Source organism: Pseudomonas sp. 18173 (genome assembly GCF_050432945.1).
Taxonomy (GTDB): Bacteria; Pseudomonadota; Gammaproteobacteria; order Pseudomonadales; family Pseudomonadaceae; genus Aquipseudomonas.
In genome coordinates this window covers 141,457-161,574 of sequence record NZ_JBKFTN010000002.1, presented here as the reverse complement: position 1 = coordinate 161,574, position 20,118 = coordinate 141,457, and the positions used below count along the sequence as shown (strand labels likewise).

General features: G+C 60.8%; 14 protein-coding genes. 9 read left to right on the top strand and 5 right to left on the bottom strand.

All coding sequences use genetic code 11. From position 1 onward, the window contains the following. The first annotated feature begins 159 nt into the window (after positions 1-159). Complete coding sequence (locus tag ACLD1X_RS02920) at positions 160-1,578, top strand: amino acid permease (protein ID WP_429366039.1); 1,419 nt, start codon at positions 160-162, stop codon at positions 1,576-1,578. 135 nt (positions 1,579-1,713) lie between these two features. On the opposite strand, the gene ACLD1X_RS02915 is transcribed toward ACLD1X_RS02920, so the two are convergent. Beyond that, positions 1,714-2,838 carry an OpgC family protein gene (locus ACLD1X_RS02915; RefSeq protein ID WP_429366038.1) on the bottom strand — a complete coding sequence of 375 codons (1,125 nt, stop codon included), beginning with the start codon at positions 2,836-2,838 and terminating at the stop codon, positions 1,714-1,716. Between the two features lie 381 nt (positions 2,839-3,219). Between ACLD1X_RS02915 and ACLD1X_RS02910 the strand changes: the two genes are divergently transcribed. Both ACLD1X_RS02910 and ACLD1X_RS02905 read left to right on the top strand, forming a co-directional pair. After that, positions 3,220-4,161: a glycosyltransferase family 2 protein gene (locus tag ACLD1X_RS02910; protein ID WP_429366037.1), complete on the top strand. Its 942-nt coding sequence runs from the start codon at positions 3,220-3,222 to the stop codon at positions 4,159-4,161. Position 4,162: 1 nt separating this feature from the next. Beyond that, positions 4,163-5,671 (top strand): glucosyltransferase domain-containing protein, encoded by a 1,509-nt coding sequence (locus ACLD1X_RS02905; protein ID WP_429366036.1) that lies wholly within the window; start codon positions 4,163-4,165, stop codon positions 5,669-5,671. Between the two features lie 27 nt (positions 5,672-5,698). Here ACLD1X_RS02905 and ACLD1X_RS02900 read toward each other — a convergent pair whose 3' ends face one another. Beyond that, positions 5,699-7,318 (bottom strand): FMN-binding glutamate synthase family protein, encoded by a 1,620-nt coding sequence (locus ACLD1X_RS02900; RefSeq protein ID WP_429366035.1) that lies wholly within the window; start codon positions 7,316-7,318, stop codon positions 5,699-5,701. A 162-nt stretch (positions 7,319-7,480) separates the two neighbouring features. Continuing rightward, positions 7,481-8,281: a response regulator transcription factor gene (locus ACLD1X_RS02895; protein ID WP_429366034.1), complete on the bottom strand. Its 801-nt coding sequence runs from the start codon at positions 8,279-8,281 to the stop codon at positions 7,481-7,483. A 124-nt stretch (positions 8,282-8,405) separates the two neighbouring features. Between ACLD1X_RS02895 and ACLD1X_RS02890 the strand changes: the two genes are divergently transcribed. The 5 genes from ACLD1X_RS02890 to ACLD1X_RS02870 all read left to right on the top strand — a co-directional run bounded on the left by ACLD1X_RS02890 (position 8,406) and on the right by ACLD1X_RS02870 (position 12,462). Further along, positions 8,406-9,227, top strand: coding sequence for a carbon-nitrogen hydrolase family protein (locus tag ACLD1X_RS02890; RefSeq protein ID WP_429366033.1), 822 nt, complete (start codon positions 8,406-8,408; stop codon positions 9,225-9,227). Between the two features lie 159 nt (positions 9,228-9,386). Continuing rightward, a complete protein-coding gene (locus tag ACLD1X_RS02885; protein ID WP_429366032.1) occupies positions 9,387-10,712 on the top strand; it encodes an APC family permease in 1,326 nt (441 codons plus the stop codon). 153 nt (positions 10,713-10,865) lie between these two features. After that, positions 10,866-11,300, top strand: a complete 435-nt coding sequence (locus tag ACLD1X_RS02880) for an NUDIX hydrolase (protein ID WP_429366031.1) — start codon at positions 10,866-10,868, stop codon at positions 11,298-11,300. Between the two features lie 23 nt (positions 11,301-11,323). After that, positions 11,324-11,962 carry a LysE family translocator gene (locus tag ACLD1X_RS02875; protein WP_429366030.1) on the top strand — a complete coding sequence of 213 codons (639 nt, stop codon included), beginning with the start codon at positions 11,324-11,326 and terminating at the stop codon, positions 11,960-11,962. 2 nt (positions 11,963-11,964) lie between these two features. Further along, positions 11,965-12,462 (top strand): N-acetyltransferase family protein, encoded by a 498-nt coding sequence (locus tag ACLD1X_RS02870; protein ID WP_429366029.1) that lies wholly within the window; start codon positions 11,965-11,967, stop codon positions 12,460-12,462. A gap of 132 nt (positions 12,463-12,594) precedes the next feature. On the opposite strand, the gene metR is transcribed toward ACLD1X_RS02870, so the two are convergent. Together metR and ACLD1X_RS02860 are read right to left on the bottom strand one after the other, a co-directional pair. Then, entirely contained in the window at positions 12,595-13,512 is a 918-nt protein-coding gene (metR, locus tag ACLD1X_RS02865; protein WP_008021042.1) for a transcriptional regulator MetR, read from the bottom strand. A gap of 117 nt (positions 13,513-13,629) precedes the next feature. Further along, a complete protein-coding gene (locus ACLD1X_RS02860; RefSeq protein ID WP_429366028.1) occupies positions 13,630-18,861 on the bottom strand; it encodes a dermonecrotic toxin domain-containing protein in 5,232 nt (1,743 codons plus the stop codon). A 220-nt stretch (positions 18,862-19,081) separates the two neighbouring features. On the opposite strand from ACLD1X_RS02860, the gene ACLD1X_RS02855 reads away from it, so the two are divergent. Further along, positions 19,082-20,116, top strand: coding sequence for an alpha/beta fold hydrolase (locus ACLD1X_RS02855; RefSeq protein WP_429366027.1), 1,035 nt, complete (start codon positions 19,082-19,084; stop codon positions 20,114-20,116). Positions 20,117-20,118 lie beyond the last annotated feature (2 nt).

Here is a 20,118-nt window from a genome sequence, read left to right as displayed (position 1 = left end):
TTGTGCAATACTCGGCGCCGCTTTTCCCACTGATTTTGCGGGTTTTTCCTACAAAACGGGCCTGCCCACGAAGCAGGTCCGGTTCGGGAAGCGAGGGCTTACCGGTCAGCGCTTTGCCACTCGGTGGTCATATCCAATAACAAGACGAGGATGTCCCCCATGCCTGTAGGCAATCACCTGCCCCACGGCGAAACCGCTCAGGGCGGTCCGCTCAAACGTGAACTCGGCGAGCGGCATATTCGCCTGATGGCACTCGGTGCCTGTATCGGCGTCGGCCTGTTCCTGGGCTCGGCCAAGGCCATTGAAATGGCTGGTCCGGCCATCATGTTGTCCTACATCATCGGCGGTCTGGCGATCCTGGTGATCATGCGCGCCCTCGGCGAGATGGCCGTGCACAACCCGGTTGCCGGCTCGTTCAGCCGTTACGCCCAAGACTACCTCGGCCCGTTGGCGGGCTTCCTGACCGGCTGGAACTACTGGTTCCTGTGGCTGGTGACCTGTGTTGCGGAAATCACTGCCGTCGCGGTGTACATGGGGGTCTGGTTCCCCGACGTGCCGCGCTGGATCTGGGCGCTGGCAGCATTGATCAGCATGGGCTCGATCAACCTGATCGCGGTCAAGGCGTTTGGCGAATTCGAGTTCTGGTTTGCCCTGATCAAGATCGTCACCATCATTGCCATGGTGCTCGGCGGTATCGGCATCATCGCCTTCGGCTTCGGTAACGATGGTGTGGCCTTGGGCATTTCCAACCTGTGGACCCACGGCGGCTTCATGCCCAATGGCGTGCAAGGCGTGTTGATGTCCCTGCAAATGGTGATGTTCGCCTATCTGGGCGTGGAGATGATCGGCCTGACCGCCGGTGAAGCGAAGAACCCGCAGAAAACCATCCCTGACGCGATCGGCTCGGTGTTCTGGCGGATCCTGTTGTTCTACGTCGGTGCGTTGTTCGTCATCCTGTCGATCTACCCATGGAACGAAATCGGCACCCAGGGCAGCCCGTTCGTGATGACCTTTGAGCGCCTGGGCATCAAGACGGCCGCTGGCATCATCAACTTCGTGGTGATTACCGCTGCGTTGTCGTCCTGCAACGGCGGCATCTTCAGCACCGGGCGCATGCTCTACAGCCTGGCGCAGAACGGTCAGGCCCCGGCCGGTTTTGCCAAGACCTCGAACGGTGTGCCGCGTCGCGCCTTGCTGCTGTCCATCGGCGCCCTGCTGCTGGGCGTGCTGCTCAACTACCTGGTGCCGGAGAAGGTGTTTGTCTGGGTGACGGCGATTGCCACCTTCGGCGCGATCTGGACCTGGGTGATGATCCTGCTGGCCCAGCTCAAGTTCCGCAAAGGCCTGAGCGCCAGCGAGCGAGCGGGCTTGAAATACCGCATGTGGCTGTACCCGGTCAGCTCGTACCTGGCGCTGGCGTTCCTGGTGCTGGTGGTCGGCCTGATGGCGTACTTCCCGGACACCCGTGTGGCGCTGTATGTGGGGCCAGCGTTCCTGGTGCTGCTGACGGTGCTGTTCTATGTGTTCAAGCTGCAACCGACGAATGTTGAGCAAGGTGCGGTGCGTTCGGCTTCGTAAATTTGTAGGAGCGAGCACGCTCGCGATGGTCGATAACGATAACGCGTGTTTTCAGGCTGAACGCGGCGCTCTTGAGTCCATCGCGAGCGAGCTCGCTCCTACATCAGACGGTCCTGTGACCGGGGTTTTTTAATATCAGGCAGGCGCAGTTTGCGGTGATCGATTCAAACGCTTGTTGAACTCCAGCCACGCCCCCAGCAACGCCATCAACCCGGCCCCCACCAGCGCGGTAAAGACCTGCATGGCGAAGGCGTCATCGGCCAGGGCGTTGACCATGTCCGCCAATGGCGCCAGCAGCACGCCCAGGCAGAAAATCTCCAGCGAGAAACGACCCATGCGGCAACTTTGCTGCGCAAGCCAGTTTTGCGTCCATCCGCTGTCAGGTATCAGTTTCGCCGTGACGTAGGCCAGTGCGAGGAAATGCAGCAGGCGTACAGGAGACAGGTCGGTCTTGCTGATGGGGTACAAGGCGTTTTGCAGGCTCGCCGGCACCACGGCATCGTGCAGGTCCGGCCAACGCCAAAGGACGGTCAACACACCCGCGACCACGACATACAGCACCGCACTCACAAACAACGGCTGGCGCAGCAATGGGCGGGTTTCGGGCAAGCGCGGGCGCTGGCCGTGAATCGCCGCGGCGCCGCCGAGCACGAACAGCAACTGCCAGGCGACAGGATTGAAATACCACACGCCGTCCTTGATGGCCGCCAGGTTCCAGCCAGCCAGTGGCACCATCAAGTACAGCGCCAGGGACATGCTGACCACCACCCAGGCCTTGCGCACCAGCATCGGCAGCACCAGTGGCAAACCCGCCAACAGCACGATGTACAGCGGCAACGGGTCCATCAGGTTCGGCTTGAAGCGCAACAGCAGTTCATCGATCAGGGCCTGCTGGGGGTTGCTGATGAAATGATGCATGCCCATTTCCTCCACCAGATCCCGTGTTTCCACGTGGCTGTTGGCGAAAAACACAATGCCCATCAGCATCGCCAGCAAGAAGATATGCACCACGTACAGCACCCACGCGCGGCGCAGGATTTTCACGCAGGCGATCAGCAAACCGTCACGCGCCAGGACTTTGCCGTAGGCCAGCACGGCCGCGAAACCTGCCAGAAATACGAAGACCTCGGCCGCATCGCTGAAACCGAAGTTACGCAGGGTGATTTGCCCCAAAGGGTTGTGGGGCACGTGATCCCAAAAGATGAAGATCAGTGCCAGGCCACGAAAAAAGTCGATCCGGTGATCGCGCGCTAACGTCATGACAGCAGGCCCGTAACAGCGAGTGAAAATGGGATTGGCCGCGGGCGCAAAAGGCAGCGCGCCCAACCGGCGGCGCGCAGGGTGGACTGATTCGCGGGCAAATGCAAAGTCGGGATATTACCGGATGTCTCGGGTGCTGCCTCAGGGTCCAACCGCTGGTCTGAAAGGTCCGTCAACATGCGATTTCTGACAGTGGACAGGCTGAAATATTAATGAGTGCAACGTTGTAAAAAAGCGGGAGCCTTACATGAGACGGGTGTGGAAAGGGCTGTCCAGTGCCTCGGTCGCCACGTATCTGCCGTTTCTTCCAAGCGTGGGGGCATTGAGCCTGGTGTGCGGTTTCCTTTATTGCGGATACGGGGTGTTTCGCGAGCGTGATCAATGAAAATCTCGCTCATTGTCCCGGTGTTCAACGAGGAGCAGTCGATCAACCTGTTTTACCAGGCGGTACGCCGCGAACTGCTGCTGGGGGATTGCGAGGTCGAAATCGTGTTCATCAACGACGGCAGTTCCGACCGCACGGCCGAGCAGGCTACGGCACTGGCGCAGGCGGATGACCAGGTCATGCTGATCAATTTCTCGCGTAACTTCGGTAAGGAACCGGCACTGTTTGCCGGCCTGGAGCACGCCAGCGGCGATGCCGTGATTCCGATGGATGTCGATTTGCAGGACCCGATCAGCGTCATCCCGCTATTGGTCGAGCAATGGCAAAAAGGCGCCGATGTGGTACTCGCCAAGCGCCGCAACCGGGACGTCGACGGTTACCTCAGGCGTCACAGCGCATCGATTTTCTACCACGTGCTCAATCGCATCGCCTACACCCGCATCGAGGAAAACGTCGGCGACTTCCGGCTGATGGATCGCAAGGTGGTCGACGTGATCCGTTCCCTGCCCGAACACCAATTGTTCATGAAAGGCGTGTTGTCGTGGGCCGGGTTCAACACCGTGGTGGTGGAGTTCGAACGGGCCGGGCGGGTGGCGGGGAGCAGCAAGTTCAATGGCTGGAAACTGTGGAACCTGGCGCTGGAAGGGGTGACCTCGTTCAGTACAGTGCCATTGCGCTTGTGGACTTACGTCGGTGGCGGCCTTTCGATTTTCGCGGTGCTGTACGCGGTGTACATGGTGCTGGACAAGATTTTCTTCGGCAACAGCGTTCCCGGCTATCCGTCGCTGATGACCGCGATCCTGTTTCTGGGCGGCGTGCAATTGATCGGCATCGGCATCCTTGGCGAGTACATCGGTCGCATCTATATCGAGGCCAAGCACCGGCCGCGCTACGTGATCAAGGACATCGTCGGCGGTAAAGCCCGGGGCGGACGCTAGCATGGGCCGGTTCAGTGACTTCTTCGTTCGCGAGCTCAGCCGGCATCAGGTCTGGCGGTTTTTTCTGTTCGCGACCTTCTTGTATGTCCTGCCATTTATCCTCGCCGATTTTCCCTACATCGATGACAACTGGCGCTCGCTGGCGGCGGGCACGGCCTGGTCCGGGCAGGGGCGACTGTTCACCCAGCTGTTCTACAACGCGCTGACCTTCAGCCATGCCGCGCCGAACATCTTTCCCTTGCCCTTGCTGATCGCCACGCTGGCCATGGCGTCGGCGCTGACCAGCCTGACCTTCCATTACTTTCGCCAGCCCGGCGTTGCTGGCTGCCTGGTGCTGTTGCCGCTCTGGTACAACCCGTTTTTCCTGCAGAACCTGTCTTATCAATACGACGGTCCCGCCACGGCCCTGAGCCTGGTGGCAGTGATCTACGCGATCACCTTTCGCCACCCCTGGCGCGGCGTGCAATGGCTGGTGCCGTCGTTCCTGATTGCCCTGGCGCTGGGGCTTTATCAAATCAGCCTGAATGTGTTCCTGGGCCTGTGTTGCCTGGAGCTGCTCAGGGCCGCCAACGATAAAACGACCCCGATGCCCTGGGGCGACCTGCTGGGCTGGAAAGCCGCCCAGCTCTTGCTCGGCGGGTTGATCTACAGCGTCAGTGCTTATCCGTTCATGGACTCCAGTCGCACGGCGCTGCTCAATGGGTCGGCCCATCCTTTGATGCAGATCCAGATCAACATTGCCCGGGTCCTGGAAAAAGTCGTGCTGCTGTTCCACGGCGGATGGCTTTGGCTGTTTGGCGGGTTGTTATTGATGGCGATCGCCGGGGCGGTGCGCCTGGGACTGAACGTAGCGGCGCGCCAGGACAGCGCACCGAAGAAACTGTTGATTGGCCTGGTGTGTTTGCTGACATTGCCGCTGGTGACACTGCTGGTGTCCGGTGTCACGTTGTTTTTCCGCGACTTCAACGAAGGTGCCCGTACCCTGATGGGCTTCGCCGTGCTGCTGGTGTTGCTGCTCTATCTGAGTCATCTGGCGCTGGCGTCGATCCATGAGCGACTGCCACTGTTGCTGATCATTGCGCTGCTGGCGATGTTGTCGCTGTCGTACGCCTACGGTCGGGTGCTGACAATGCAGAAAACCTTCGCGTCCATGGCGCTGACCAGCCTTGAGTACGACATCGCCAGTCGTCAGGCACTGCGCGAGGCAAAACGCATTTACCTGTCGGTGACTTACTCCGACTACTGGTTAACGGCGGCAGCTGGCTCGTTCAAGCAGATGCCGGTGCTGCATTACCTGCTCAATACCGACTTTTACATGCTGGCGGAGAATCTGCCGAAAGCCGGCATCACCAACGTGGTGGCGGAACAGGAGCGGCGCAATGCGACGCGGGTCGGCTATCAGGGCTATCCGGCGTTGGTCGAAAGCCGGTTCTACCGGATCTACCTGATCGGCGATTACGGTTTTATCGTGATGAAGGAACCGCCCCCGACCAAAACGCTGCGCTGGTGATGCGCGATTCTGACCGGGGCGGCGCGGTCATGCTGCCGCTATGTCATGGGGCTCGAAACTGTCGGCCCGGGCCATCTGCCACATCCGCGAGTAGAACTCGCCGTTCACTTCACCGGTCAGCAACTCGCCAGGTTTGAGGAACACGTGCAACTGCGAGAACAGCTTGATCTCGGTCGCCGACATGCGCCGTACCAGGTGCTTGGCCGACAGTTGCGACGGATGCTCAAGACCGGCGGCGGCAAGCATTTCCGCCAGGGCCTTGAGGGTGTTGCGGTGGAAGTTGAATACGCGCTGGGCCTTGTCCGGCACCACCAGCGCACGCTGGCGCAGGGTGTCCTGGGTGGCGACGCCGGTCGGGCATTTGTTGGTGTGGCAGCTCTGCGACTGGATGCAGCCGATGGCGAACATGAAGCCCCGGGCCGAGTTGGCCCAGTCGGCGCCGATGGCCAATACGCTGGCGATGTCGAAGGCGCTGACGATCTTGCCGCTGGCGCCGAGCTTGATCTTGTCCCGCAGGTTCAGGCCCACCAGGGTGTTGTGCACGAACAGCAGGCCCTCGCGCATCGGCACGCCGATGTGGTCGGTGAACTCCACAGGCGCCGCGCCAGTGCCGCCTTCCTTGCCATCGACGACGATGAAGTCCGGCAGGATGCCCGTCTCCAGCATGGCCTTGGCGATGCCCATGAACTCCCACGGATGGCCGAGGCAGAACTTGAAGCCCACCGGTTTGCCACCCGACAACTCACGCAGTTGGGCGATGAAATGCATCATTTCGATCGGCGTGGAAAACGCCGTATGGCGCGACGGTGACACGCAGTCCTCGCCCATCAGGATGCCACGGGTTTCGGCGATTTCTTTAGTGACCTTGTGCTTGGGCAGGATGCCGCCGTGGCCAGGCTTGGCGCCCTGGCTCATCTTGATTTCGATCATCCGCACCTGTGGCGTTTGCGCCTGCGCCGCGAAGCGTTCCGGGTCAAAGCGACCGTCGCTGGTACGGCAGCCAAAGTAACCGCTGCCCAGTTCCCAGGTCAGGTCGCCGCCGTGCTCGCGGTGATAGGGGCTGATGCTGCCTTCGCCGGTGTCATGGGCGAAGTTGCCGAGTTTGGCGCCCTGGTTCAATGCGCGGATCGCATTGGCGCTGAGGGAGCCGAAGCTCATGGCCGAAATGTTGAACACCGACGCCGAATACGGCTGGGTGCACTGCGGACCGCCGACGGTGACCCGGAAGCTGCTCGGGTCGCTCAGCGGCGCCGGGCGCATGGAATGGCCGATGAATTCGAACCCCGACTGATACACGTCAATCAGCGTGCCGAACGGTTTGTCGGCAGTTTCGTTCTTGGCCCGGGAATAGACCAGCGAACGCTGGGCCCGGGAGAAGGGCAGGGCGTCGCTGTCGGATTCGAGCAGGTACTGGCGGATTTCCGGGCGGATGCCTTCGACCAGATAACGGATATTGCCGAGGATCGGGTAATTACGCCGCACGGCATGCGGACTTTGCAGCAGATCAAACAAACCGATCAGACTGAGGACGGCGGTAACGGCAGTGATCGGCCAGAGCCAGTCGTATTCAAGAAACGGCAGGCTGGCGAGGGTGAAGATCACGCAGACGGCAAAGAAGGCGTAGCGGCTCAGGAGTGACAGGCTCATACGGTTTCCTTGGGTTCGGACTCGGTTGCAGGTGACGTGGAGATCCCTGTGGGAGCGGGCTTGCCCGCGATGGCGTAGTGTCAGACAACCTGTTTTCGACTGAGAGGACGCTATCGCGGGCAAGCCCGCTCCCACAGAAAAGCTAAGCGTTCAACAGACCAATCAGGCATTTTGTGCCTGGAGAAAAATCGAAAACAGCTCGGACTGGGATTTGATCCCCAGCTTGCTGTACATGTGTTTCTTATGGACTTTCACGGTTTCAACGGAGATTTCCAGCTTACGGGCGATTTCCTTGCTGGAGCAACCGCTGAGCATCAAGCGTCCGACATCCAGCTCCCGGGCAGTCAGTTGTGCGCCTTTGAGCTGTTGCACCGAAGCCTCCAGTTGCACCCGCCAGTCGGCTTGCGGCGGCGCGGGGGCCAGGGCCACGACTTCGTTGATTTCATAAGGCAGACGCTGGCGCAACAGCCCGAGCACCCATGGCTGGATCAGCGACAGCAAGGCGATCTGCTGGCTGCTGAAGCGCTGCGTGCTGCCCAGTGACAGGCACAGCGTGCGGTCGCCTTCGAGCTGGCAATTGAACTGGATTTCGTCGGCCACCACATTCAGACGAAAGTAGCGCTGGTAATACTCGGTCAGCTCGAAATGCTCCGGAGCCACTTCCGACAGACGATACAGCCCGGTGCGCGATTGCTCGCGGCAGGCGATGTAGAACGGGTCGAGCAGGTACAGCCCGCGCAGGTAATCCTGGAACAGCTGGTCGGGGCTGCCATCTTCGCCCGGGCACTCGGCGAACACCTGCGGGTGCTGGTCGGCACTGAAAAGCAGGGCCACCCAGCTGTCGAAGGACACGTATTGATCCAGCAAACGCACAAGCTGGGTCCAGAAGTTGGGCTTGTCCAGGGCGTCGATCAGTTGCCCCACCGAACGGTGCCAGGCGATGTCGTCCAACGAGAGTGTCATGCATCTACCCCTATCGTGTTACCCCAGCGGCGTGATTCCCCGCCCGGTTGCTTGCTGCGCATACTGGCGCACAGACACCGACCGGGCAATCTTTCTGCCGCCTGGTCCATAACAAGGAATACCCATGAAGGTCGAACTCGCCCAATTGGCCGGCCGTGACAATGACACGGCCTACAACCTCGAACGCACCCTGGCGGCCATTGCCGCATGCGGTGCCGATACGCAGCTGATCCTGTTCCCTGAAGGCCACTTGATGGGCTTCCCTTCGGCCGAGTCCGTGGCCGAGGTGGCCGAGCCGCTGGACGGACCCTCCGTCAGCGCAGTGATCGTCGCCGCCCGACAGCACAATATCGCCGTGGCCATCGGCATGGCCGAGAACGACAACGGCCGCTTCTACAACACCACGCTGTTGATCACCCCTGAAGGCATCGCGCTGAAATACCGCAAGACCCACTTGTGGGCGTCGGATTGCGGCGTCTACGAGGCGGGCGATCGCTACGCCACCTGCCTGTGGAACGGTGTGCGCGTGGGCCTGCTGATCTGCTACGACATCGAGTTCCCCGAAAGCGCCCGTGCCCTGGCGCAACTGGGCGCCGAGTTGCTGATCGTCACCAACGGCAACATGGACCCCTATGGCCCCACCCACCGCACCGCAATCATGGCCCGCGCCCAGGAAAACCAGGCGTTTGCGCTGATGGTCAACCGGGTGGAAGAGGGCGACGGTGGTTTGTTGTTTGCCGGCGGCAGTGCGCTGGTCGATCCGTTGGGGACCTTGCTGTTCGAAGCCGGACGCGAGGAAGGGCAGTTCGCGGTCGAGCTGGACCTGAAGCAGTTGACGGTGGCGCGCCAGGATTATCGCTACCTGGATGACCAGCGGCTGAGGTTGCCGGGGGAGGTGGTTGAGCATGTGGGTGGTTTGCGGGAGCTGCTGATTCCTGCGCGCTGATCCGGATTCTGTGTTGACCGGGCTGACGCCTTCGCGAGCAGGCCCTCACAGGCGACACACCTGCTTGATCATTCACCCAATAACAACAACGCAACACCCGAAAATCCTGCGCCGAACTCGGCTCTGCCATAAATCCAATAAAATCCGGAGTAGTCGCTCATGGCTCGTTTGCAACGCACCCTGTCATTAGGGTCGGTGGTGCTGTTTGGCATCGCCTACATGACGCCGATCATTGTGCTCGGCACCTTTGGCATCCTCGCCCAATCCACCGCCGGCATGGTGCCGGCCGCGTATCTGGCAGCGTTGGTGGCCATGTTCTTCACCGCCATGAGTTACGGCCGCATGGCCTCGGCGTTCCCGGTGGCCGGCTCGGCCTACAGCTATGTGCGCAAGGCCATCAGCCCCAAGCTCGGCTTCATCGCCGGCTGGGCGGTGCTGCTCGATTACCTGTTCTTGCCCATGGCGATCTGGCTGATCGGCGCGGCCTACCTCAACTCCGCCTTCCCGGCGGTGCCGCAGTGGATCTGGGTCCTGGCGTTCATCGGCATCACCAGCGCGATCAACATCGTCGGCCTGAAACTGGCCAACGGCATCAACGCCTTGCTGATGCTGGTGCAGTTTCTGGTGCTGATCGCCTTTGTCGCGCTGTGCGTGCACTACGTCGGCGGTGACGCCAGCACGCCTTTGTGGTCGATCAAACCATTTTTCAACGGTGACATGCAGATGCCCTTGATCATGAGCGGCGCGGCCATTGCCTGTTATTCGTTCCTCGGGTTCGACGCGGTCAGCACCCTGACCGAAGAAACCCGCGATCCGCGCCGCACCATTCCCCGGGCGATCATGTTGATCACCCTGATCGGCGGCCTTATTTTCGTCGGCGTGTCGTATTTCGTGCAGATCGCCCATCCGTCCTTCCAGTTCGACAACGTCGACTCGGCGGCCTATGAAATTGCCCGTAACGTCGGTGGCGACCTGTTCGTCTCGATCTTCCTGATCGGCCTGATCGTCGGCCAGTTCGCTTCAGGCCTGTCGGCCCAGGCCAGCGGTTCACGCCTGCTGTATGCCATGGGCCGTGACGGTGTGCTGCCGAAATCGTTCTTCGGCACCCTGCACGAACGTTTCGGCACGCCGATCAACAGCATCCTGCTGTGCGCGGTCGTGGCCTTGCTGGCGCTGAAACTGGACGTGACCACCTCGACTTCGTTCATCAACTTCGGCGCGTTCCTGGCCTTCAGCCTGGTGAACCTGTCGGTGATCTTCCACTACTGGATCGGTGGCGAGAAAAAAGGCCCGCGCGAGTTCGTACTGTTCCTGCTGTTCCCGTTCATCGGCCTGGCAGCGGATTTGTGGCTGATGGTCAGCCTCGATCATCTGGCGGTTTACCTGGGCCTGAGCTGGCTGACGATTGGCGTGGTGTACCTGGCGGTGTTGACCGGCGGTTTCCGGCGCCAGCCACCGGAGATGGATTTCCAGGAAGCCGCATAAAGGAACTGTAGGAGCGAGCTTGCTCGCGAAAAACCTGAGGGCGCCGATGGGCATCTGGTTTTACGCGTTTTCGTTCACGACCATCGCGAGCAAGCTCGCTCCTACAGGACGGACATGGGATCCTTGCGGCTTTTGAGTCGAAGGCCTTAGTTCATGACGACGTTTCCCGCCCAGCCCGCTGGATTTATCCGTATCGCCGCCGCCCTGTTGATCGGCCCTGATGGCCGCACCTTGCTGGTGCGCAAGCGCGGTACCCAGGCCTTCATGCAACCGGGCGGCAAGATCGAGCCCCATGAACTGCCGGTTCATGCCCTGGCCCGGGAACTGGAAGAGGAACTGGGCCTGGACATCGACCCGGCGCAGGCCGTTTACCTGGGGCACTTCTCGGCTCCGGCCGCCAACGAACCGGGTTTTGTCGTTCACGCCGAGATTTTCCAGCTGCACATCGATGTCGAGGTGACGCCTGCAGCCGAGATCGAAGAGATACTCTGGATCGACCCGGCCACCGATGGCGGTGTCAGCCTGGCGCCATTGACACGGGACCTGATCCTGCCGTTTTATCGAGCATCGCTGACCGCGATCGCCTGATCATTACGCAAAGGACTTCGCCCATGATCCCGCTTCAGGACTTGCTGATTTTTGCCGCCGCCGCGTTGCTGATGGTGCTGACGCCGGGGCCGAACATGATCTACCTGATCTCCCGTTCGATCTGCCAGGGGCGCAAGGCCGGGGTGATCTCGTTGCTCGGGGTGGTCGGCGGATTCTTCGTGCATCTGTTTGCGGCGGCCGCCGGTTTGACGGCGGTGTTCCTCGCGGTGCCGATGGCCTATGAAGTGTTGAAGTGGGCCGGTGCGCTGTACCTGTTGTGGCTGGCCTGGCAGGCGGTCAAGCCCGGTGCGCGCTCGCCGTTCGAGGCGCAGCAGTTGCCCCCGGACTCGTCACGCAAACTGATCACCATGGGCTTTCTGACCAGTGCCCTGAACCCGAAGATTGCGGTGTTCTATCTGTCGGTGTTTCCGCAGTTCATCACCCCGGAGCACGGCTCGGTGTTCAGCCAGAGCATCATCCTCGGCCTGACCCAGATCAGCGTCAGTTTTAGCGTCAACCTGATGATCGCCATGTTTGCCGCGGGCATCGCCTCGTGGTTCGTCAATAATCCGACCTGGTTGGCGATGCAGCGCTATTTCATGGGCTTCGTATTGTCGGGGCTGGCACTGCGGCTGATGCTTGAGCAGAAACGGATGGCCTGAGCATGTGGATCGAACGACTGGATGCCAGCCATGCCCTGGACTATCGGGCGCTGATGCTCGAGGCCTACGACTTGCACCCGCAAGCCTTCACCTCGAGTGTGCGCGAGCGGGCGGCGATGCCGCTGGGCTGGTGGGAGTCGCGCCTGACCGGCAAGCTCGATGTGGTGTTCGGTGCGTTTGAAGAGGGCCGGTTGGCGGGCATCGTCGGGCTGGCCTTCGAGCCTCGGGAAAAGGTCCGGCACAAGGCGACGTTGTTCGGCATGTACGTGACCGCCAGTGTGCGCCAGCGTGGACTCGGTTTTCATTTGGTGCAGGCTGTTCTGGCCGAAGCGCGGTCCCATGAGAAGCTGCGATTGATCAAATTGACCGTCACCGCCGGCAACGATGCCGCGCTCAACCTGTACCGGCGCTGCGGTTTCGTTCAGTTCGGCCTGGAGCCAATGGCGGTGCGGGTGGGCGAGGATTATTTCGACAAGATCCACATGTGGCGCGAGCTCTAACCATCACATAGATCCCCTGTAGGAGCGAGCTCGCTCGCGATGGTCATCAACGATAACGCTGGAAGCCTGACACCCCGTGTCGCTCGCAGGTTTATCGCGAGCAAGCTCGCTCCTACAGATGGATGTGTTGTTCTAGCGAACGGCACTCACCCCGTCCAGCGTCGAAAACGACGTGTCCTTGGCCGTCAGCAAGAAGTCGCGCATGTACGGCGCATCCAGCATGTCGGCCCGGATCGCCGCATACAGCGTCGCAAACAAGCCCTTTTCGCCCAATCGCTTGGCTTTTACATAACCCCGTGAGCTGTACTCGTGCAGCGCCCAATGGGGCATGCCGCACACGCCGCGACCGCTGGCTACCAACTGCATCATCATCACCGTCAGTTCCGAGGTGCGCACCTGGGCCGGTTCGATGTCGGCGGGTTCCAGGAAGCGGGTGAAGATGTCCAGCCGGTCCCGTTCCACCGGGTAGGTGATCAGGGTTTCCGGGAGCAGGTCTTCGGGGACGATATAGGCTTTGCCGGCCAGGCGGTGCTGGTTGGCCACCGCGAGCATCGCTTCATAGGTGAACAGCGGTACATAGGTGATCCCGGCCAGGTCCACCGGGTCGGAAGTCACCACCAGGTCCAGGTCGCCACGGGCCAGGGCCGGCAGCGGAGCGAAGGAGAAGCCCGAAGCCAGGTCCAGTTCGACTTCCGGCCAGGCATCACGGAACTGGTCGATGGTCGGCATCAGCCACTGGAAGCAACTGTGGCATTCGATGGCCATGTGCAAGCGCCCGGCGGTACCACCGGCCAGCCGACTGATGTCGCGCTCGGCGGCGCGTAGCAGCGGCAGGGTGGCGTCGGCCAGTTGCAGCAGGCGCAAACCGGCGCTGGTGAAACGCACCGGTTTGGTCTTGCGCACGAACAACGGCATGCCCATGCGCTCTTCCAGCTCCTTGAACTGGTGGGACAGGGCCGACTGCGTCAGGTGCAGGCGGTCGGCCGCATCCACCAGGCTGTCGGCTTCGCGCAAGGCGTGCAGGGTCTTGAGGTGACGGATTTCAAGCACCGGTGGCTCCATGAGGAAAACTTGTCGATAAATCGAAAAGATTGAGTTTGTCTCATGTTGATGCCGCTGTCGACCCTAAGCACAGCGGAGCACATTGCGTGCTCCGCCGTTATTGCTTCACAGTCCGGAAAAGTGCTTGTTGCCTAGTGGTTTACCGATGTCGCCGCGCCAGATCGACTCGACCGCGGCACCGCTGCTGGCCTTCGTCTCCTGCCATTTCAGTCCGAGATTGCGCTGTGCGGGCAACTTCAAATGGCCTTTGACGAAGTCATCGAATCGAGGGTTTGCGGAGGTGTAGTGAAAATGCGCATACCACAAGGGCTTGGGTGGCAGGCTGACCAGGTCCAGCACCACATACTCTTGCAAAAAGTCTTTGCGCCCATCAGGGCGTTTGCCCAACTCCCGTAGAACACCCTCCTTGCGCGTTTCAACCACGCCCTGTTCCACCAGGTAATCCAGATAACCCTCGGTGGGCGTTTTACTTTTCATTGAGTACTGCATCCGCAGAGTGCGACCGGCGCTCTTCAATTCCCGTGCCTTTGTGTTGAGTTGCTGGATGACAGGATCAGTGGGCGACAGCCGCTCGATGGCTTGGGCGCGAGTGGTCAGTTCTGCGGCTTCACTGTTCATCATGTGCTCAAGGTCAATCGGCAGCATGTCTTGCCTGGCATAGCCTTCGACTTTGCTTTGGTAGGCACCTACATCGGCGAGCCGTTTCCTGGCCTCCGTCAGCAACGGCATGACATCGGTTGGCAGCGGAGATTGCGTAGAGCCTGCGGGCTGGCTGAGGTGATATTTGCCGCTGGAGCGGGGCAGCCAGGTTTCGGTTTGGCCATCGACTCCCTGCAGGGTGAAGCGATTTTGTCGAGTTGGGTTGTCGGTAGTGGCAACCCCGATCAGTAATTGATCGTCCTCGGTTTCGAAGAGTTGCCGACCGCTGCGGCCCACATCGTGCGTGGGGGTTGGTCGATTCTTGATGGAATTGCGAGCGGCTTCTTCGACGTTGTTCAGGCTGTCCAGAAACACCGCGACCTGCTCCAGATCCAGGTGCTGTGGGTAACTCAGCGTCCAGGCACCCAGGTTGCGGCGAAACTCGGCATAGGTGGCCAGGCAGCCTTCCAGCACTTTGTTGCGTTGGGTGACACTGGCGCTCACTTCCGGCAAATGATGTTGAGTGAGCAGAGTGCGCCCGACTTTGCTGCGGGCCTTTTTCAGTTGCACATGAAAGTAAACCCAGGACAGGTCCTGGACGGCGTCATAGCGAGCGATGATTTCCAATACGTGCGCGGTCTTCAGGTAGTGGTAATTCGCGTCGCCCATTGTTTTGTTCACGACCGCCATATCAGGGGCCATACTCGTCTTTTGTGTGCGATTGGTAATGCGCGAATTCCAGTAGTTTGCTTCTTGTGCAGCATCACGAAGCCGCTCGAAATCTTCCAGAAAATCCTTTCGCACCTCTTTGCGTTGTGCCATCAGTTGCAGATGCGTGGCGGTATCGGTAATTGGGGTTGTATCGGAGCGCGTAAGCAATTGATCAACCCGATCGAGGTGCGCGACCAGCCTGTTCTGGATGATACGGGTCCTCATCACACACCGGTCGGTCGCGACCCAGGCACAGCGACTTTGAAGGTCGCTGAGTTGAACGCGTTTTCGGCCGTGGCTGAGTGACATCAGTTCCTCCACGTTCCGGTAGAGGGTTTGCGCGACGTCGATGTCGTTTGCGCAGGCGGTGTCTGCACGCGCCCGCAAGGCGTGTTGCTGATCCGGTTGCACGGCGAAATAATCTCGCAACGTGTCGTTGGTGCTGCGGGTCTGGCGATCGAGTCGCCGGGTGTAAGCGTCGACGGTGTTGTTCAGGGTCAATTGGCGGCGCAAGGTCCTGTCCGTCCACCAACGTGGCAGCCAACGGCGAATGGCGGCGGGCCAGAGCGGGTCCATGCCGTCGGCCATGTGCCCTAGCACGGCACCACCGCCGGCACCGCCGCCCTCGATCACGGTGCCGTACACCGCGTAGTGAGTATTCCAGTTTCCCGCTTCATCCAGCGCGATGGGTTGTTTGTAGGAGCGTGTCCGTGTACCGCTCAAGCGCCAGCCACGCCGGCCATCGCTCAACTCGATCCGGTAGATGCGCCCCTGGCTGATCATGAAGTCGCCATCGGCATGCCGATAGACATTGCGGTAAATCCCGTGAGTCCCTGGCTGCAGACCGGCAAGGCTGATCAGGTTTTCGTACTCGTAACCGGCGAAACGCTCGACCACTTGCCTGGCATGACGGATGGTCCTGAAGGGACGTAGCGCCTTCGCGGCATTGCCCGTTGTTCCGAGCTGTCGTACTCGCGTCAGCGAACGAGCGGTCGCCGCCGGGCTGGAACCGGCAGCACCACCGGGAAGTATGTCCAGCGCAGCATCAATCAATGACAGCAACGTCGCTTCAACCTCGGCCAGGCCATGGCCGACTTCACCACGCAGAAAAGCGCCAACCGCCAGATTTGCGCTGTTCCAGGCGTCATACAATGCGATGGCCGTGCCCACGAAAGGCACCATGCCCAAGGCCATTTTCAGGTAATTGAACAGAGCGCCGCACTTCAATGCGGCACGCTCAAGGTACAAGGCATCGTTGGAGCGCGATGTCGTCCGGTGTGCTTCGAGCAAACGGCCCATATGCACATTGAGCAAGTGTGCCGCCAAAGAGGTGGTAGCCGGCCAGGCCATGCCCGTGCCGATCATGGCATCGAAGTTTTTCAGCAGCGCCTGGTTGATTCGACTGACATGGTGTTCAAAATTGCCGTGGATTGCACGACCGGCCAGGTAGTTGACCATTTGTGTGCGCAGGCACAGGTTGAACAGGGCTTTGCGCGCTTCTTCGAGGGAATCGTACTGGCGTAGAAAGACGCCGTCGGGGCTGTCAGGCAAGTAAAGCAGGGTCAGGCCGCTAATCTGTTCCTCGATGAAGGTGACGCCGGCCAGGGTGCTAGATCCTTGATGCGGGGTGTCCTCACCGCCCACCGTCAGGTTCACCGGCAACAGCACGATGCGTTTGCCGTCGGCCGCATAGGCTTCCCGGCTATTGGCGTCGATGGCGATTTCCAGCAACCGGTGCCCGGCGACGCTGATCTGCCGTTGCAGCAAAGCGAACTCGCCTTGCAGTTTGAGCATCAGGCGCCACGGCTCGCTCAGGCATTCGCGACGGTGTTCATTGCTGAAGGTCGACGCGGCCCCGCTGCCGAGGAAGGTCTTGCGGATCAGCGTTTCATATTGCCCGGCCAGGTCAAGTTCGGTAACCCGCGCGCGCAGCCACGCCTGGGTGATGCCCGTTTGCAACATCTGACGTTGTGCCTCATCCGCCCCGTTGATCTCGACTCGCATGAACGTCAGGCGCAGCCACATGGCTTCATCGATATTGCTGAGCGCCAGCTCGGCGAGTGACAGCTTGCTGCGCTGCTGGTTGGCAAATAGCATGTTTTGCTGAGGCGTACCCGGCGCGGCACCCTCCATGACGATTTTCTGCCAGTAGGTAGAGTCGGGCAGGTCGAGCAGCACCTCGACCCTTTGTGTGAGGCCAAACTCCTGGCGCAGCTTGATGTCGATGGCCTTTTCAGCGAAGGCTTCCCTTGGCGGCAGATCGCGTTCGAGCAGTTCATGGGAGCGCTTCATCGCCTTGATGTAGGCAGTGAACAACCCTTTGAGTCGCGAGCGCTGAGCCTCGGAAAGCGTGCCAAGCCATTGTGGCAAGTTGCTCGCCAATACGCCGCTCCGGTGTTGCTCGAGCAGTTGCGTGTACGCCAGTTCCCGGGCGGCCGGAATGGGCACCGTGAGGCTGGCCAGGGTTTGCTCGCGCAGTTTTTCCAGGGCCTGGATGCGCTGATCGGCACGTTGTGGCGCGGAATTGTCGGCAATGATTCGGGCTGCCTGTTGTTCGCAGGCATAGAGCTGGGTTTGCAATGAGTATTCAATCGGATCACGGGACAGCGCCGACAGGCGTAGCGCCAAAGTGTTTTCGCCGGCTGTCAGCCTGAACACTGTCCTTTGCAGGGTCTGCAGGGAATCAAAGCGTTGCAGGCCGCCGAAGTGACCCGGCCAGTAGAGCAAAAGACCATGGGGCGCGTCGGTCAGCAGCGCGGACGGATGAGTGAACAGCAATACGCCCTCCAGCTCCTGGAGCGCGGGTGTGCTGGTGCCCTCGACATCGGCCGCTACCAGCGTAATGCGGGCCACCGCCACGTTAGCCTGTTGATCTGTCTTATCCGGTGCGTCCAGGACGGTTTTGAGCCATTGATGTTCTTGCGCGCTGATCTGCTTCAGGGTCAGTTGAACATCGGCCTCGGCACGCAGGCCCGCGAGACGTGCCTGGTAAAGCGCGGTGTAGTGAGGATTTGGAAGGTTGCGCAGTTCCAGCAGGCTGAGCGGATTGCGGGTGTTCAGCAGCGTCGACGCGGCAGTGGCGCTGGACTGTTCGGCGGCCGTTAATGCATCGAGTTGCTGTTTTAGCACTGGCAGGAGGCTGGCATTGGACGTGTCAAACAGGCTTTCCAGTGCTGCGTGCTGCATCGTCAGGGCGCTGCGCCGCTCATCCAGGGGAATGTCGGGGTTCAACAGGCCGAACAGGGACTGGTCATCCACCTCGTTCGGGTCCGTTGGCGACGGGTCGGCGGCCTGGGCAAAAACCGCCTGGCGCTGCGACTGACTGACCTGTGCTGTGGATAAATGCGTCAGCAGGAAGTCGGCATTGCCGGTCAGCGGGGTATTTTCCAGCGCGGCGTAATCGATGCTGACGACGCCCGGCCCGGATGGGGCAACCAGTTGCTGCTGATGCCCGATCAGCCAGCGTTGCATATCGTTGCGGTCCTGGAAAATCATCCAGGCCACTGGCCGGGAAGGCAGATATAACATTTGGGCGGCCGGTTGAACGGTATCCCGGGTGATGACCAGGGCCCCGGCAAGTTCGATGCGTGTGTCATTGGCGGATTTCAATGTCAATCGTTCGACCCGGATTACCGGGGCTTCAGGCGTCGTTGTCGGTATGGCGGGATCAATCAGCGTCTGTATCGACTTGATCTGCTCGACAGTCAGTCTGCCCTGGGCGAACGCCAGTTGGCTGGAGGACTCGAAGTGCTGGTGGTACAGCCTCATCGCCAGAGTTCTGCGTGAAACGTCGGTACCGCGGGCGCGGGTGCCCCACCAATGACCATCGAGTATCGACTGCGGGCTTTGCGCCATGAGGCCGAGCCATTGATCGCGGTATTCATTGCAGCGTGCCGAAGCGCTCAGTATCAGGCTTTCATCCAGGCTGGACGGCAAAGTGCGTGTGAGACCGAATTCGCTCGGTAAGGGTGTTGGTTCGTCGACCATGACGATAGCTCTCCAAAGGGCCGGGCTCGTGCCGGCGTTGCCTCCATTAAGGGGTCGTCGAACCAGGGGCTGGCGGTACATAGTTATCGCGTCGTGCGCTTTTGTTCCTCGACGACCGCTCGGCACTCTTCATCAAACTGTCATGGAACTGTGGCAGCGCGCTTGAACAAACTTCATCAGACTCGCGCTCTACTGGGGTTCTGCGTTTTGGTGTTTTTCCATGGGTGCTGCATTTTTTTCACGAATCGTATTTTTGGCCGCGCTGGTGTTCGGCCTGCCGTCCCTGGCGGCCTCGCGTTGTGACGTCAATGTTCCGACCGAACGAGTGGATCTGGCCCAGGTAAGCCTGGCGTACCAGAGCATCGGCCGCGCGTCGGATCCGGCGTTGCTGCTGGTGATGGGGCTGGGCGGTCAATTGATTCACTGGCCGGACGAGGTGGTGGTCGCTCTGTGCCAGCAGGGTTTCCGGGTGATCCGCTATGACAATCGCGACGTCGGCCTGTCGACCTGGCGACAGCCACCGGGCGAGGCCAACCTGACCTTCGAAGTGCTGCGCTACAAGCTCGGCTTGCCGGTGTCGGCACCGTACTCGCTGACCGACATGGCCGACGATGGCCTGGGCTTGATGGACGCCTTGCACATCGATCAATTCCACGTGCTGGGCGCGAGCATGGGCGGCATGATCGCCCAGCACATGGCGGCCATGGCGCCGCAACGGGTCGAGAGCCTGACCCTGATCATGACTTCCTCAGGTGCCGAAGGTTTGCCCGCACCCAGTGCCGCGCTGGTGCAGCTGCTTGCCCGCCGGGGCGCACCGAATCGTGAAGTGGCGCTGGAGCAGCAGGCCGACCTGCTGGCGGCGCTGGGCAGCCCGATGGTGACCGACGATCGTGAAGTGCTGCTGCATCAGGCGGCGCTGTCCTATGACCGGGCATTCAATCCCGAGGGCGTTAAACGCCAGATCATGGCCATTCTCGCCGAGCCGAGCCGGGTGGCGTTGCTCAATCAGTTGCGCGTGCCGGCACTGGTGGTGCATGGCACGGCCGATCCGCTGCTGCCGGTGATGCATGGCGTGCATCTGGCCGCGCATCTGCGTGGCAGTCAGTTGATCCTGATTCCGGGCCTGGCCCATCGTTTTCAGGAAGCGTTCAAGGCGCCGTTGCTCGCGGCGGTGTTGCCGTACTTGCGTGAGCACCGGGAAGACACCTCCCATTGGGCACAGATCGAGCCGCTGGCGGAACACAATCTCCTGTAACA

Excerpts from the sequence above, each read along its gene's own strand:
- ACLD1X_RS02875 (WP_429366030.1), top strand. The coding sequence starts at position 11,324 with ATGATCCCGCTTCAGGACTTGCTGATTTTTGCCGCCGCCGCGTTGCTG.
- ACLD1X_RS02855 (WP_429366027.1), top strand. The coding sequence starts at position 19,082 with ATGGGTGCTGCATTTTTTTCACGAATCGTATTTTTGGCCGCGCTGGTG.
- ACLD1X_RS02900 (WP_429366035.1), bottom strand. The coding sequence starts at position 7,318 with ATGAGCCTGTCACTCCTGAGCCGCTACGCCTTCTTTGCCGTCTGCGTG.
- ACLD1X_RS02890 (WP_429366033.1), top strand. The coding sequence starts at position 8,406 with ATGAAGGTCGAACTCGCCCAATTGGCCGGCCGTGACAATGACACGGCC.
- ACLD1X_RS02905 (WP_429366036.1), top strand. The coding sequence starts at position 4,163 with ATGGGCCGGTTCAGTGACTTCTTCGTTCGCGAGCTCAGCCGGCATCAG.
- ACLD1X_RS02880 (WP_429366031.1), top strand. The coding sequence starts at position 10,866 with ATGACGACGTTTCCCGCCCAGCCCGCTGGATTTATCCGTATCGCCGCC.
- ACLD1X_RS02910 (WP_429366037.1), top strand. The coding sequence starts at position 3,220 with ATGAAAATCTCGCTCATTGTCCCGGTGTTCAACGAGGAGCAGTCGATC.
- ACLD1X_RS02920 (WP_429366039.1), top strand. The coding sequence starts at position 160 with ATGCCTGTAGGCAATCACCTGCCCCACGGCGAAACCGCTCAGGGCGGT.
- ACLD1X_RS02915 (WP_429366038.1), bottom strand. The coding sequence starts at position 2,838 with ATGACGTTAGCGCGCGATCACCGGATCGACTTTTTTCGTGGCCTGGCA.
- ACLD1X_RS02870 (WP_429366029.1), top strand. The coding sequence starts at position 11,965 with ATGTGGATCGAACGACTGGATGCCAGCCATGCCCTGGACTATCGGGCG.
- ACLD1X_RS02885 (WP_429366032.1), top strand. The coding sequence starts at position 9,387 with ATGGCTCGTTTGCAACGCACCCTGTCATTAGGGTCGGTGGTGCTGTTT.
- ACLD1X_RS02860 (WP_429366028.1), bottom strand. The coding sequence starts at position 18,861 with ATGGTCGACGAACCAACACCCTTACCGAGCGAATTCGGTCTCACACGC.
- ACLD1X_RS02895 (WP_429366034.1), bottom strand. The coding sequence starts at position 8,281 with ATGACACTCTCGTTGGACGACATCGCCTGGCACCGTTCGGTGGGGCAA.